Origin of the sequence: uncultured Sanguibacteroides sp., from assembly GCF_900543425.1 — a bacterium.
Classification (GTDB): Bacteria; Bacteroidota; Bacteroidia; order Bacteroidales; family Marinifilaceae; genus Gabonibacter.
In genome coordinates this window covers 207,017-222,040 of record NZ_UQRQ01000002.1, presented here as the reverse complement: position 1 = coordinate 222,040, position 15,024 = coordinate 207,017, and the positions used below count along the sequence as shown (strand labels likewise).

The window sequence follows — 15,024 nt, the reverse complement described above, 5'->3', positions numbered from 1 at the left end:
AATTAAAATAATAATAAATAAGCTAATTGATGGAGAAAATTTAAAATTTGCGAGAAGATCGGGGTATATTGGTTTGATAGCACATTGTACCCGTCCCTGTGGGTTATAAAAAAAGAGAGCGGGAGCTCTCTTTTGGTGTTTTTACCATTCGACGTTGTCGCGGTTGACGGGCATGGTCATACAACGGGCACCGCCGCCGCCGCGGGGGAGTTCGGAGCCTTCGATGGTGATCATGTATTTTTCGTAGTTTTTCAGGTCTGTTTTGTTGTTGATGACGTCGTTGGCCCGGATGATTTCGAATCCGGCCTGACTCATGGCATCTACCGTGTAGTTGTTGCGGGCGTAGCCGATTACCTTACCGGGAGCGACGCAGAAAAAGTTGGCACCGCTATGCCATTGTTCGCGTTCCTGATTCCAGGTGTCGTCCTCGCCGCCGCAGAACACGGGTTCCAGATCCATGCCTAATTTTTTCAAAGCGTGTAACAGGTTTTTTTCCCGGCGGATGGAGATCAGTTTCCCGTGCTGGATTTTGATGTGTACGGTCTGGTAGTTGCCCGGGCTCATGATGAGGGGTTCGTACGCCATGCATTTGTCCCGATCCAGGAAGGTGAATACCATATCCAAGTGAATAAAGGATTCGGGGGCGTGCGGGAGTTCCTGCACGAGGATGTGTTGTACCCGCTCTTCTTTGCGGCTGATGAATTCGTTCATCAGTATATCGATGGCGTGGGTATTGGTGCGACTGCCGTTTCCGATGACCAGGATGTCGTCCCGTGCGATCAGCACGTCGCCCCCCTCGATGGTGCATTTACGATTGGCCGCGTTGCAGGCCGGATCGAGGTTTAGGGTTTGGGTTTTGAATTCCGGGGTGAAGTCGAAGATCGACTGCATGATCACGGATTCGCGATCGCGTACGGCGTTAGCCATTTTACCGATCAATACCTCGTTGTACATGCTCATGGAAGCGTCACGGGTAAAGAAAAAGTTATGCAGCGGACGCAGGTCGTACCAATCCTTGTTCAGGAATTTGGTCAGCGTATCGCGTGTCATTTCCACTCCCTCGATGAGCAGACGGGCCAGGTCTTCTGCATTTTCATCCAATAACCGCTCTTTGATGGAACCTTTCGGGGTAACATCGGCGATAAAAGGTTCGATTTTTTCGATTCGATCGAGCACGGTCTGCTTGATCTTGTCGTCCTTCAAAATGTTTGTCAACAGATCTCTTACCTGATAGGTTTTGGTCAGTTTACCCAAAACTTCACTAAGCTGTTTGTATTCTTTTTTTGCAATGGATAGATTTAAAATATCGCTGTAGAGCGCTCTGCCAGCGTTTTCAGGAGTCATGTTTTCCACCTCTTCGCCCGGCGTGTGGAGTATCACTCCGTTTAATTTACCGATTTCGGATTGAACATTTACCTCAACAATCTTAGACATAATGTATTTTTTTGATTTACACCACAAAAATAGTACATAATAGAGGATAAATCGTATAAATCAACACTATAATTATGCAAAAAGGGAAAATAATTATGCATAAAAATGAAGAAAGGGGTACAAAGGTACCCCTTCCCGTGTTCGAGAGTTTGCACAACTCCCGAATGGTTGCATTGGTCTGAATTTAAAGCTATATCTTCATAACTTCTTTATTCTTTAAGGTGCAGGCACTTCACTTGCCGGTTTAATCGTTACCGGGATCGTGATCGTGCGGTTGCCGTATTTCGTGTTGTATGCCACAACTACGTCCACCGTGATCTCGGAGAACACAGCTCCATCGACTACGGTCCAAGTCAACAAGCCGTTTGCATCATCGACTGCCACGTTGATTGCCGGGGTTGACGTACCGTGATTGAATACCTTAATTTCGGTTGTTCCGCCGAATACGGAAGGACTCGTTGCGTCGATCTTACCGTTTGATGAGCTAACAAGTTCGAAACCGTCGATTGCCTTTAAGGACAATTGTTTGGTAATCTCTACCGTGTTGTTTCCGGTTGCATTGTAAGCAATAAATTTGGCTCCATCTGTTGTAGTGAAGTTGCCTAACGGGTTCACGTATTTTACAACGATTTCTTCCTCGTAAATTGCTGCATCTGCGCTGTTCTTAACGATTGCCTTCACTTGTACTCCCTGGAGGGCGCTAAGGTCTCCAGCATCAAATGCCGCAGCTTTTAATTTTAATGTTTTACCGTCCGCGTCTATTTCAGCGTAAGTATTGCCCGGGTCAACTTCGAATGTTAAGGTTTGAGGAGCCGTTACTTTCATGGCTTCTGTCAGGTCGAAACTCATATCCCAGTTTTGAGGATTAGCTCCGGCATTACTTTGCTTACCTTTGATGTTCAACGTGTTTCCTGTCCAGAATCCGGGTACTTTTTGCAAGGTAGAAGCCTCTTCCGTTACGGTCAGGTTCACTTTAGCCTGTACTTTAGTATTGGCATCTTTTTGGTAGGTGATCGTGATGGTGTAATCCTCTACTGCTGCCGTTCCCGGGATCGTGATCGTGGGAACACCGCTTACGTTGGTTACGTTCCAGTCCGCGTTGGTTATTACACCTGCTGTCGCTCCTTCGATCTCCACGGTATATTTTCCGTCACCGGCTACGGTGGCGTAGGTATAACCCTCTAAGGTTGTCGCGGAGATAACCAATTCGTTGGCGATGGCATTGGAATTCCATCCTGTAGCTGTCGTCAAATCTGTAGCAACGCCCAGATTTCTTTGTGCGGACAAGTTCGCCGTGAATACAGTCGGGATCGTACCCGGGGTCGGCGGAACATCTTCGTCCTTGTCTTTCAGGATATAAGGAATCTCGACGCTGGAGGTGATGTAGTTTGCTCCGTTTTTAGCGTAGAAAATGACGTTACATTCTTTTTCAAGAGCTTCTGCCGGGGTATTGGTTGCTTTGGCTTTTACCGTCAGGTTGGCCTGATCCAGTTCGAAGTAGGCGTTGTTCGGATCATCCGGATCGGCAAATGCCAATTCGATACCGGTTGTGAAGCCTAAATTATTCAATAAAACATCGTCCGCATCTCTTACAACAGCTAACTGGTAACTGATACCGGTAGTATTGTTGTATTTTAGTTTCCTTTGCGTATTGGCAAGTACGGCGCCGACAACACCCTCGTCGTCGATTGTCTTGATGTTCACGTCTGCTTTTGCCAACGGGGCTGCATTTTCGATCTTGATAAAAGAAGAGGTGATCTCGTCATTTACCACGACGGAAACGGGATATACTTTATTTTGTTCCAAACCGTCTACGGCTACCGTTACTTTGAACTTACCGGGAGTTCCTGCAACGGCTTCGATAAGCGGGGCTCCGAAAACCGGGCCGGCAGCTCTCGCGATAGGAGCTTCGGTATTGAACTTCAATGTTGCTTGTGTCAGGTCGAAGGTGGTCGGATATACCTGGAATAACATTTCCACGTTCTTGTTGCCAGCCAAAATCTCTCCACCGGAAGCGGCTACCATTTCATCAATGGTGGCATAGGTGTTCAATGTATTGATCTCCACGTCCGTGTCGCCTAATTTGGTCGGAATGAACGCGATGCTTCTCAGGGCGGCACCCATCATTTCCACGGTCGGAAGAGTTACCTGCTCGTACACGATGGTTTCGTTTTCTTGTTTCGGCATGTTGATCGTGATGCTTCCGTTGGCGTTTTTAATCATGTAGATGTTGTTGTTCATCCTGATTTCCGGATCGATGGCAACACCGTTTAGGCAAAGCACGTCGTTAACCACCGTCAATTTCACGCTTTGCGCGATTTGACCAACGATTTTCCCGTTCACGGTCCAGTTGCCGTTTTCGTCGGCTCCGAATTGGAACATACCGCTAAGGTCACCTGCTTCAACGGGTAGTGCCTGCGGGTTGTTGAGGTCTTTGACCATCAGTTTGCCGTCCACGATAGAGAACTCGAATTTCGGGTTTTGCACCTCCGGGGTCGTGCCGTCGTTGCCTTTTACCTGACCAAGGTCGGCTTTTTCACCGTCGGTATAGGTACACCACAGGTGTCCGTCGATGATTTCGAATTTTACCACACCTTTTCCGGCAGGTCCTTCTGGTCCTTGTGGTAAGGTTGCCACGGGATTACCGTTCAGTAATAATTGGTTGGCCTCTTCGTCGTAGGTGAATACAAAATCGTCTACGGTTATATTGGGAAGGGTTGCTCCTTCAATCTTTACCGGATCTTCTCCTTCGAATTGGTAAGCTAAGGTTCCGTCTATGACAGAGAACGTCGGGGTTTTACCGTTTGTTCCCGTTGCTCCCGGAAGACCTTGCGGTCCTTCGGCTCCGTCTTCCCCCTTGTCACCTTTGGTGATGTGGTGTTTCGTTCCATCGGATAAAGTTAAGAAGATACCTCCTTCATTATCGGTCTCTACTTTCGTCACGACAGCTCCTTTGTCAATCAAGTCTTTGATTTTAGCGAGAGCCTCTTTATTGGCGTCGATCTGCGTTTGCAGGTTCTTTATATCGTCGTCGTAATCTTTACAACCGACGAAAGTAGGCCCTGCAAGTCCATAAAGCAATGCACATAACAATGCGGTTTTTGCAAAATTCCCTTTTTTATTCATACGTATTAAAATTATATTAGTAAATAAAATTTGAAGTCACGCGATAGAAACTTCTTTCATAGTTTCGTGTTTAGGTTTTATTCTTTTTCAATGCCTTTTTATTCTCTACCTCCTTTTTTATGAGTTAATGCCGTTAAAAAATTATCTCCAGTATATTGTCCTGTTTTTTTATTGACTTATCTGTGAAAACCTTATCATAATTTTATGTGAATATTTCCACATGTTTCATTAAAATGTGATTTTATTTCACAAAAGTATGTTTTGAAATTCACATGTGCAAATATTTTTCAACAAAAATGTAGGATAATATCACATACATTAAATCTTTTCTCCCGATAAATCTTGTAATTTTGCTTATTATGGAATTGGATATAGGAGAAATAATAAAGAAGGAATTTGAAAAGAGTGGCTTATCAGCCAGCCAGTTTGCCCGGATGATCAATAAGGAGAGAAGTCTGGTATATCATCTTTTTAAGCGTCAATCGATAGACACAGATTTGTTGTATAAAATCAGCATGGCTTTGAATATCGATTTGTTTCGTTTGTTCTCGGAGAAGTTGAAAGAAGAAAATATTGTGGTTGAGGCGTGTAGCCGTAAATCGGAAGATTTTTCTTCCAAGAGGAAAGTCATGTTGGAGGTGGAGGTCGAGGATGATGTTTATCGAAAAATAATCACTAAATTTTTAGAGGAAAAAAAATAGGACAAGCGAGATGAAAATCTCGCTTGTTTTTATAGGTCTAATTTGATTACCGTGATTCCGGCTCCGCCGAGTTGTATTTGTTCATCGGCAAAATGCCCGACCACGGGATTGGTTTTTAAATAATCCCGGATGATTTGCCGTAAGGCTCCGGTACCTGTGCCGTGCAATATTCGTAAATCTTTCATGTTTAGCATAACGGCCTCGTCGATAAATGCTACTACTTTTTGCAGGGCTTCGTCTCCCCGGAGGCCTCGAACGTCTATGTCGGGTTTAAAGTTCATCCGTTTCTGGCTGATGTTTTCCAAATAGTTGGAATAGCCGGTTTGAGGTTTGTTTTGTTTTATTTTTTTGGCCTGACTGCCGGAAAGTTTTGTCAAACGTTCCATTTTTATCGTGGTCATCAATCCTCCTAAAGCGACGACTGCATTTTTCTCGTTTACCTCGATGATTTCCCCCACGGTGTTATCGTCGATTTTTACCAGATCGCCTTTTTCAAAGACGGCTGATTGTTTCTTTTCGTTTCTCTGGCTTTCTATTGCTTGTCGGGGTTGTTGTTTTCGTTTTTCCTGTCTGTTTTTTTCCCGGTTTTTCAATTTTTCGATCTTGCGGTTCAGGCGTTCTTCTTCCTCCGTGTTTTCGTCGAGAAGGTATTCTTTTGCCTGTTCGAATGCGGCTCTTGCCGTTCTGGTACGTTCTTTTTCCGCTTGACTCTCTTTGATCTCCCGAATGGTGTTCTCTATGGTCTTGTTTGCTCCGGCGATAATCTCCTGGGCTTTTTCTTTGGCTTCTTTCAATACTTCTTTCCTGAGTTTGGATGCTTCATCCAATTCTTTTTGGTATTTGGCGAGCACTTCTTCCAGCCGTTTTTCGTTCTGGTGTATTCGTTTTCGCTTCTCTTCCCAGTATCGTTTGTCCCGGATGATCTCTTTCAGGTGTTTGTCGAAGTTGACGTGTTCTTCCCCGATCTTCCCCGCGGCATCATCCAATATCTCTTTCGGCAATCCGATCTTTTTCGCTATTTCGAAGGCAAAAGAGGAACCTGGTTTTCCGATTTCCAATTCGAATAAGGGGAGCATGTGATGGGTATCGTAAAGCATGGCTCCGTTTTCTATTCCGGATACGGAAGAGGCAAAGTGTTTCAGGTTGGTGTAGTGTGTGGTGATCACTCCCCGGACCTGTTGATTGTTTAAAGCGTTCAGGATTGCTTCGGCAATGGCACCGCCCAGCATGGGTTCCGTTCCGGTCCCGAATTCGTCGATCAGGATAAGGGTGTCGGAAGAGGCGTATCGGACGAAATTTTTCATGTTCAGCAAGTGAGAACTATAGGTACTCAAGTCGTTCTCTATGGATTGTTCGTCGCCGATATCGATTAATATCTTGTGGAAGATACCGAATTTACTGCTCTCTTCGACCGGAACGGGAAGTCCGCATTGGAACATGTATTGGAGAAGTCCGGCAGTTTGCAGACAGACCGATTTTCCCCCGGCATTGGGACCGGATATCAGGATGATACGCTGGTCCTCGTTGATCTCCAGACTTAGCGGAACGACCTCTTTCCCGTTTGCCCTGAAGTTTAGGTAGAGCAAGGGGTGTTTGGCTTTGTACCACAACATGGAAGGGGTATCTTCGAATGCCGGAACGATGGCGTTCAGATTTAGGGCGAAGAGTGCTTTTGCCCGGACAAAATCGACAAAAGCCATAAAGTCGTAGGCCGGAAACAGGTCGTCGATATAGGGACGCAGGTCGTCGGCAAATCGTCTTAGAATACGGGTGATTTCCCGTTTTTCTTCCAATTGCAATTCCCGGATTTCATTGTTTGTTTCAATGATCTCCGACGGTTCGATGTAGGAGGTTTTTCCGGTTGCCGATTCATCGTGTACGATACCGTTTAGCTTACGTTTGAAAGCCGATGGAACGGGAATGACCATACGGCCGTCGCGGATGGATACGGCACTCTCTTTGTCGGCCCAACCCTCTTCCTGGGCTTTTTGTAATAGTGTCTGCATTCGTCGGGAGATACCCGATTGCTTTTTCGTGATGGAGTGCCGGATGGTATTCAGTTCCGGAGAAGCTGAATCTTTGATGGTTCCGTATTTGGAGATAATGCTATCCAGGCGTTGTAGGACATAAGGGAATACTTGTAGGTTACCTGCCCGAGCCGTTAACTTAGGGTATTTTTCCTCTTTTCCCCGGAAAAAACGAATGATGGCGTTTAATGCTTCCAGTGAGTTTTTCAGTATTACTAATTCATGAACTTCCAGGAAAAGCCCTTCTATCCGAATCCGGTTCAGAAACGGTCGTGCGTCATGATAAAAGGAGACCGGAAAATTGTCTTCTTCCTGACAGATGCACATCAGTTCTCCTGTTTCTTCCAGGGCCGACCGTATGGCATTCGGATCGGTCATAAACGATAGATCGCCGACCAATTCCCGTCCCATGTCGCTGAGACAATTATTGGATAGTAATTGACGTATTTTGTCGAATTTGATTTTGGATTCAAAATTTTCGGGAAAAACCATAAAGAATATTGTGATTAAGTGATTCTGTGATTAAGTGATTGAGAGATTGGGTGTTGTTGTAAGAGCGTGTTATTTAGTTTGTATGTTTTGTTATTATGATAAATTTTCCCTGTTCCCCGTCGCTTGTTTTCACGATAAGTGAATCGACTTTGTTCTCTTCTTTTATTTTTCTTAACTTGATAATAAGGTCTCCTTTTTGTTGCTTTTGCAATATCAAAGGGGCATAACTTATCTCAACGAATTCCGGTTTGTAAACAGGAGTAAGGGTAATTTTTTTCTTTCCCATCTGAATCATCCCGATAATTTGCTCCGGTATGTGCTGCGGATCCAATAAAATGGTATCCGTTGTAAATCGTAGGGTACCTATGGTGAAAGGATACTCTCGCGTGATCTCCGACGGTTCTTCGACAACCTCTCCGGTGATCTTCAATACATGGTTCGGGGGAGTCGCATTCGTATAGACGACAATTTTTTTTGAAAAATGACCGGGACGAAAACGGGGATTAAACGAAACGCTAATCGTTCCGGAGCCTCCCGGCGGGATGGGGCGTTTATCCCATTTGGAGGCGGTACATCCGCAACTGGTTTCCACGTATCGGATAATAAGCGGTGCGTCTCCTTTATTCGTGAAGGTAAAGTCAAACGACACCTTACCCCCTTTCTCTTGGATCTGCCCGAAACGATGTTCTCGCGTATCGAACGCGATCTTTACTTTCTGTCCCAAGAGTAGGGAGGGAATAAATAACAAGATAACTATAATGTAGTTCCTGAACATATGAGTATATCGTTTTAGCTGCAAAGATATAAATATTTAGGGATTCTGTGATTAAAGGATTGGATGATTAGGTGATTGATGATTGTAAATTGTAGATTTAGAGATTAAAAAAAATATGATTAAAAGATGGCAGAATCCTTTAATTGTCAATTTGCAATCTACAATTTACAACGGAGTATTCTTGTTTTGTATCGTAATAAAGTATATCTTTGCGGCGTTAAAATAAACTTTAAAATTAAAAGACTGAACATCATGTATTTGACATCAGAAAAGAAAGAAGAACTTTTTTCAACGTACGGGAAGTCTAATAAAGATACCGGCTCTGTTGAGTCACAAGTAGCTTTATTTTCCTACCGTATTGCTCATTTAACGGAGCACATGAAAGCGAATCATAAAGATTTTGCCACTCAAAGATCTTTAATTAAATTAGTAGGAAAACGTAGAGCACTGCTTGATTACATGAAGAGAGAGGATATCGAGAGATATCGTGCGCTTATTAAAGCATTGAATATACGTAAGTAGTTACATAGAGGCAATCCGAGGAACTCCTCGGATTTGCTTTATTTATCCTCCCTCCCCCCTCCTTGTCTAAAAGAATTCCGTTAAAATTATTGATATTTTAACTGTATTATTTATTACTATGAATGTGATTGAAAAGAGTATTACCCTGAAAGATGGTCGGGTAATTACGCTGGAAACCGGAAAGTTAGCCAAACAGGCTGACGGTGCCGTCATGTTAAAGATGGGCAACACGATGATTCTGGCAACAGTTGTTTCAGCTCAAGAAGCTGGACCGGACGTGGATTTTATGCCGTTGTCCGTGGATTATAAAGAGAAATTTTCTTCTATCGGTCGTTTCCCTGGAGGTTTTACGCGGAGAGAGGGAAGAGCATCCGATTACGAGATACTGGTTTCTCGTTTGATCGACCGGGCTTTGCGTCCATTGTTCCCGGATGATTATCATGCGGAGACGTTTGTACAGGTAACCTTGTATTCTGCCGACGAAGAGTCTATGCCTGATTCTTTGGCCGGATTAGCCGCTTCGGCTGCTATTGCCGTGAGCGATATTCCATTTCACGGGCCGATTTCAGAGGTGCGCGTAGCCCGTATCAACGGGGAATTCGTAATTAACCCGACGAAGAGTCAGATGGCAGAGGTAGATTTGGATATTATGGTAGCTGCCACGATGGATAACATTATGATGGTGGAAGGCGAAATGAAAGAGGTGTCCGAGAAAGAGATGTTGGATGCCATTAAGTTTGCCCACGAAGCTATCAAAGAACAATGTCAAATTCAGATGGAATTGGCTGCTGCCGTGAATAAGGAGAAGCGGACGTATTGCCATGAGGTGAATGACGAAGAGTTGCGTAAAGATGTATGGGAAAAGTGTTATGACAAAGCTTACGCGGTTGCCCGTCAATGTAATGCCGACAAGCATTTGCGCGAGAGATTGTTTACCGAAGTGAGGGAAGGATACTTGGAGACGATTCCGGAAGAGGAGAGAGAAGAGAAAAAAATGATGGTAGGCCGTTATTACCACGACGTGGAAAAAGAGGCTGTTCGCCGGATGATTCTGGACGAAGGACTTCGTTTGGACGGTCGTACGACGGAGCAAATTCGTCCGATTTGGTGTGAAGTAAATTATTTACCGGGCCCTCACGGATCTGCTGTCTTTACCCGGGGTGAAACTCAGGCTTTGGCAACGGTAACTCTGGGAACGAAGTTAGACGAAAAGATCGTGGATGAAGCTACGGAACAGGGAAAAGAAAAATTCTTATTACATTATAATTTCCCACCCTTCTCTACCGGAGAGGCGAAACCTTCCAGAGGAGTAGGTCGTCGGGAGGTAGGTCACGGAAATTTGGCTCATCGTGCCCTAAAGGTAATGTTGCCTGATAATTATCCGTATACCGTACGCGTGGTTTCCGATATTTTGGAATCTAACGGTTCTTCTTCTATGGCTACCGTATGTGCCGGGACTCTGGCGATTATGGATGCGGGAATTCCGATGAAAAAACCGGTAACGGGTATTGCCATGGGATTGATCACCGATAAAGGATGTGCCAAGTATGCGGTATTATCGGATATCCTTGGTGATGAGGATCATTTGGGCGATATGGACTTTAAGGTGACCGGAACGGTGGATGGAATTACAGCAACCCAGATGGATATAAAGGTTGACGGACTTCCCTATGAGATCTTGGAGAAAGCTCTGGATCAGGCCAGAAGAGGACGTTTGCATATTATGAATATTATTAAGGAGACGTTACCGGAACCGCGTCCGGATCTGAAACCGCATGCTCCCCGTATGGTTACTTTAACTGTCGATAAGGATCAGATCGGTGCGATCATTGGCCCCGGTGGCAAGATCATACAAGATATTCAGGAAAAATCCGGAGCTGTCGTGGTTATTGAAGAGGTCGGTAATCAGGGAATAGTGGATATTTCCGCCTCTAATGCCGAGTCTATTGCTATTGCGGTAGCCCGGATTAAAGCGATTGCCAGCAAGCCGGAGATCGGTGAAGTGTACGAAGGTGTGGTAAAGAATATCACTACTTTCGGAGCTTTCGTGGAATTCCTTCCGGGAAAAGACGGATTGCTTCATATCTCTGAAATTGATCACAAACGTTTGGAAAAAGTAGAGGATGCTTTGAAAGAGGGAGATAAGATCCAAGTGAAATTGATCGATATCGATCCGAAAACCGGTAAGTTTAAACTTTCCAGAAAAGTTTTGCTTCCGAAGCCGGAACGTCCGGAAGGAGAGGCTGAAAGAGATGAAAGGGGAGAACGCCCCGATCGCGGACCTCGTCCTCAAAAACCGGAGATTCGGAAGAGGCAACAAGAATAGGACTATTCAGAGATTTAGTGATTCAGAGATTCTGTGATTTAGTGATAAAAAGATTTCGGATTTACGATTTCGGATTTATGATTTAAAGATGGCAGAATTTAGTGATTCCGGCTTAATAAAGATTTACCTATTCAACGGTCTATAAAAATAGAAGAAACGAGGCGACCTACTTACTTTTTGGGTCGCCTCGTTCTTTTTTTACCGTTTTTTCTTACCTTTGCGAAACATGAAATAATTAGTATTATGGAAAACAGATTAAAAGTAGGGATTACGCAAGGGGATGTGAACGGTATATCTTATGAGTTGATCATAAAATTATTAGCCGAGAATAGGATTTGTGAATTATGTATTCCCATTCTTTACGGTTCGCCCAAAGTCGCAGCTTATTACCGAAAGGCGTTGAACGTGGAGAATTTTAGTCTGAATACGATTCGGGAGGCTTCGGAGGCTAATTCGAAGAGAGGAAATGTAGTCAATTGTGTTGACGATAATGTGAAGGTGGACATCGGTCAGGAAACACCGGAATCGGATGCTTCGGCTATGACTGCTCTCACGTACGCATTAGGACAATTGGACAAAGGGGCTATCGATGTACTGGCCGTTGCTCCGCAAGGAAATGCAAGTTACGCGTTGGAAGAGGTCGGCAGTCTGACCGAGTATCTTGCGAAGCGGTACGATAGGCCGGAAGCTATGTCTATTTTGGTGAATGATAATATAAAGATAGGGTTTGTGACGGAGTATGTGAAATTTCGTGATGTTCCCCATCAAATTACGGTAAAGAATATCGTGAAAAAGCTGAATTTGTTGAATGATGCGTTGAAGCTGGATTTTACGATTCAGAAACCTAAGATTGCCGTATTGGGACTGAATCCGCAGGTGGATTGCAAGCAATTGACCGAAGAAGAGGTTCATGTGATTCATCCGGCTATTGAACGTGCCCGGGAGAACGGAATCATTGCCGTGGGACCTTTCGCTGCAGATCGTTTTTTTGCAGAACAAATGTATAAGAAATTCGATGCAGTTTTGGCCATGTATCATGATCAGGGTGCTGTTCCCTTCAGCACGATTCAAGAAGATAACGGAGCTTTTTATGTCGCGGGAATACCTGTTGTCTGTACCTCTTCATTGGATGATACGGGATACGATATCGTGGGACAGGGCGTGGCTGACGAACAGGGATTGAGAAATGCCGTTTACCTGGCTATGGATATTTTCAACAACCGTCAACAGAATTTATTCCTTCAAGAAAATCCGTTACCTCATTATGATATTGCGTCCAGCAGTAACGAAACCGATTTGAATGTAGAGCAGATCGAAGGGGTAAAAGAGGAGATTGACGATCTCTAAATGATTCTGTGATTTCGTGATTCTGTGATTTCGTGATTGAATGATTGTCTTGTCCTAAAAAAAGTTTACAGTTTATACTAAAATATCTTCTTTTATCTTACTATAATCCTCTAATGTATATCGTCCTGTAACCCACAGGGACGGGTACAATGTGCTATTCATTGTCAGTTTTCCGCCACGACTTCCGCGATGTCCTTCACGGGGATCTGGGACGATGTCTTGGTTAGTGTCTTTTTGCAGAGAGGGCATGCCGTGACGATAATATCCGGTCGGTAGCTTGCATAAGCGTTGACCGTGTCTGAACTTAATTTTGTTTTCTGGTTTGAATCGATAGCCGTGTTGGCCAGACTTCCCCCGCAACAAAGTGATTTTTTCCCGTCATAAGCTGTGTTTATTTTGTGACTTACCCGTTTTAAGACACTTTCGGGGGCTTCCACTACACCGCATCCTCTACCCAATTCGCATGGATTGTGGAATACGGTCTTCAGATCGTTGGAGCGGACTTGAAGCTGGCCGTTTTTGATCAGAAGATCGATGTATTCCGTGTGGTGCATAATTTGTAGTTTCAGCGTATAATCTTCTTTGAAAGTTTTGTAACAGATCGGACAGGAGGTAACCAGAATTTGTGCCCCGGAATCTTCTATCATTTCCTGGTTGTGGTCCATGATGATTTTTGCTGCATTCCAGTTGCCGCTGAGGGCAGAAGGACGTCCGCAACAGATTCCGGCCTCTTTGTCGATAAAAGTATAATCTACCTGAGCCCGTTCGAAAATTTGTTGCATGGATTTTATGATACCGGGAGTCAGGTGGCTCATACAGCCGGCGAAGTAAGCGACTTTGGCCGGTTTGATATCCGGTTTGGGTATGTACGCGTAAGTCTCCTTTGTGATCCTGTTTATATCCGGGCGTTTACTGAGACGAATGGCATTCAGGTTTATGCCGACGGGGCAAGATTGTTCGCATCTTCCGCACATCAGGCAGTTCTCAGCTTGTTTGTCATACTCTTTTTTGTCTCTTAACCGGCGTAAAAAATAGACCGGTTGGGTATCGTTTATTTCACAGGAGGAGTTTAGTTGACAGGTATTGATACATATTCCGCATCGGGAACAGGCGTTGACCTGTATTTCGCTGAAACCGTTGTATTTTTTCCCTTGTTTTATTCCCCAATTTTTCAGGAAGATATAGACCATTTCCGTGGGGATGTGCATGTATCTCGAGAAAGGGAGAAGCAGAAAGAATAGCCCGAGTAAGGAGGAGTAGGTCCACCACGCCGCGTAGGAGAGATGTTCTACCGGAAGATACTGGGCAAAGAAGTTTCCCGCGTTATAGGTAAGGTAACTACCTGCCCCGTTTGTCCCGCTGGTAAAACTTTCCGCTAAAAAACGAACCGGAAAAATAAGCCATAACACGGTTAGAATGATCAGATCGTAAGGTTTCTGATTGGTCGTTTTTTTCATTCCGAACAGGGCGGAATAGAAGCGTTTGGTTACGGCCAATAGAATGCCGATTAATAAAAATAACAAAATCGTATCCATCAGAAAGGCGAAAATTTCACTATAGGGAAAGGTCTCCTTTGCCGGGTGGAAGTAACGGAAGAAAATGGCAAAATAGGGGGGATTGAACGCACTCGTGTGGTAGACCATGGATTCAATCTTTCCGACGACGATTAACAGGAACCAACCGAAAGCGAAAGTCATGTGCATGTATCCCAGCATAGGGTTGGTTTTGAATATTTTGTGATGAATTAAACTTTCTTGAAAGATCTCTTTCGCGGAACGGAGCGTTTGGACTGAAAACAGTCCTTTTCGTATTTTTATCCGGTCTGCTTTCGGAAAACTTCTGATCCATTTGTAATATTTGATGCACAAATAGATCAGTAATATATTGAGCCCGATAGTAAAGGGTAAAACAAAATGATCGTAATACATAAGCTCTTTATTTCGAGTTATTTTTAATATAGTTTTCCATGGCTAAAATCATTTTCCGGGTTTCTACTCCGCGAGGACATACCAACATGCATTTCCCGCATAACATACATTTATGCAACTGTTCTCTCGCTTCTTTGTATTCTCCCCGCTTCATCAGCATTTGAATTTTCCGGATATTGAAATCAGTCAGATTACCGGCCGTGCACCCCGCGGTACATCCTCCGCATCCGATACAAAGTTTACTGCTGGGAGCTTCTTTTGCTACATATTCCATCATGCTCTTGTCGTTTGTATCGTAGTTGATACTTCTGGTCTCCGATATATTAAATCCCCAAAAATTCATGAT

The 15,024-nt window shown here is 44.3% G+C and carries 10 protein-coding genes; 4 read left to right on the top strand and 6 right to left on the bottom strand.

Annotated elements, in window-relative coordinates:
- Positions 1-141: 141 nt before the first annotated feature.
- A complete protein-coding gene (locus tag QZR76_RS02010) occupies positions 142-1,434 on the bottom strand; it encodes an arginine deiminase family protein (RefSeq protein WP_294139912.1) in 1,293 nt (430 codons plus the stop codon).
- Positions 1,435-1,650: 216 nt separating this feature from the next.
- Complete coding sequence (locus tag QZR76_RS02005; RefSeq protein ID WP_294139909.1) at positions 1,651-4,560, bottom strand: hypothetical protein; 2,910 nt, start codon at positions 4,558-4,560, stop codon at positions 1,651-1,653.
- A 359-nt stretch (positions 4,561-4,919) separates the two neighbouring features.
- Between QZR76_RS02005 and QZR76_RS02000 the strand changes: the two genes are divergently transcribed.
- Entirely contained in the window at positions 4,920-5,261 is a 342-nt protein-coding gene (locus tag QZR76_RS02000; RefSeq protein WP_294139908.1) for a helix-turn-helix transcriptional regulator, read from the top strand.
- A 29-nt stretch (positions 5,262-5,290) separates the two neighbouring features.
- Here QZR76_RS02000 and QZR76_RS01995 read toward each other — a convergent pair whose 3' ends face one another.
- Both QZR76_RS01995 and QZR76_RS01990 read right to left on the bottom strand, forming a co-directional pair.
- Positions 5,291-7,780: a Smr/MutS family protein gene (locus QZR76_RS01995; RefSeq protein WP_294139907.1), complete on the bottom strand. Its 2,490-nt coding sequence runs from the start codon at positions 7,778-7,780 to the stop codon at positions 5,291-5,293.
- 73 nt (positions 7,781-7,853) lie between these two features.
- Entirely contained in the window at positions 7,854-8,555 is a 702-nt protein-coding gene (locus QZR76_RS01990) for a DUF1573 domain-containing protein (protein ID WP_294139906.1), read from the bottom strand.
- 252 nt (positions 8,556-8,807) lie between these two features.
- Between QZR76_RS01990 and rpsO the strand changes: the two genes are divergently transcribed.
- The 3 genes from rpsO (at position 8,808) to QZR76_RS01975 (ending at position 12,750) form a co-directional block, all read left to right on the top strand.
- Positions 8,808-9,077 carry a 30S ribosomal protein S15 gene (gene rpsO, locus QZR76_RS01985; RefSeq protein ID WP_286359297.1) on the top strand — a complete coding sequence of 90 codons (270 nt, stop codon included), beginning with the start codon at positions 8,808-8,810 and terminating at the stop codon, positions 9,075-9,077.
- Positions 9,078-9,195: 118 nt separating this feature from the next.
- Entirely contained in the window at positions 9,196-11,403 is a 2,208-nt protein-coding gene (gene pnp, locus QZR76_RS01980) for a polyribonucleotide nucleotidyltransferase (protein WP_294139904.1), read from the top strand.
- Between the two features lie 243 nt (positions 11,404-11,646).
- Complete coding sequence (locus QZR76_RS01975; protein WP_294139902.1) at positions 11,647-12,750, top strand: 4-hydroxythreonine-4-phosphate dehydrogenase PdxA; 1,104 nt, start codon at positions 11,647-11,649, stop codon at positions 12,748-12,750.
- A gap of 164 nt (positions 12,751-12,914) precedes the next feature.
- Here QZR76_RS01975 and QZR76_RS01970 read toward each other — a convergent pair whose 3' ends face one another.
- Together QZR76_RS01970 and QZR76_RS01965 are read right to left on the bottom strand one after the other, a co-directional pair.
- Positions 12,915-14,678 (bottom strand): (Fe-S)-binding protein, encoded by a 1,764-nt coding sequence (locus QZR76_RS01970; protein ID WP_294139899.1) that lies wholly within the window; start codon positions 14,676-14,678, stop codon positions 12,915-12,917.
- A gap of 7 nt (positions 14,679-14,685) precedes the next feature.
- The gene (locus tag QZR76_RS01965) at positions 14,686-15,021 is read right to left on the bottom strand and encodes a 4Fe-4S dicluster domain-containing protein (RefSeq protein WP_294139898.1); all 336 of its coding nucleotides are present in this window, start codon (positions 15,019-15,021) and stop codon (positions 14,686-14,688) included.
- Between the last annotated feature and the right edge of the window lie 3 nt (positions 15,022-15,024).

Excerpts from the sequence above, each read along its gene's own strand:
- QZR76_RS02010 (WP_294139912.1), bottom strand. The coding sequence starts at position 1,434 with ATGTCTAAGATTGTTGAGGTAAATGTTCAATCCGAAATCGGTAAATTA.
- QZR76_RS02005 (WP_294139909.1), bottom strand. The coding sequence starts at position 4,560 with ATGAATAAAAAAGGGAATTTTGCAAAAACCGCATTGTTATGTGCATTG.
- QZR76_RS02000 (WP_294139908.1), top strand. The coding sequence starts at position 4,920 with ATGGAATTGGATATAGGAGAAATAATAAAGAAGGAATTTGAAAAGAGT.
- QZR76_RS01995 (WP_294139907.1), bottom strand. The coding sequence starts at position 7,780 with ATGGTTTTTCCCGAAAATTTTGAATCCAAAATCAAATTCGACAAAATA.
- QZR76_RS01990 (WP_294139906.1), bottom strand. The coding sequence starts at position 8,555 with ATGTTCAGGAACTACATTATAGTTATCTTGTTATTTATTCCCTCCCTA.
- rpsO (WP_286359297.1), top strand. The coding sequence starts at position 8,808 with ATGTATTTGACATCAGAAAAGAAAGAAGAACTTTTTTCAACGTACGGG.
- pnp (WP_294139904.1), top strand. The coding sequence starts at position 9,196 with ATGAATGTGATTGAAAAGAGTATTACCCTGAAAGATGGTCGGGTAATT.
- QZR76_RS01975 (WP_294139902.1), top strand. The coding sequence starts at position 11,647 with ATGGAAAACAGATTAAAAGTAGGGATTACGCAAGGGGATGTGAACGGT.
- QZR76_RS01970 (WP_294139899.1), bottom strand. The coding sequence starts at position 14,678 with ATGTATTACGATCATTTTGTTTTACCCTTTACTATCGGGCTCAATATA.
- QZR76_RS01965 (WP_294139898.1), bottom strand. The coding sequence starts at position 15,021 with ATGAATTTTTGGGGATTTAATATATCGGAGACCAGAAGTATCAACTAC.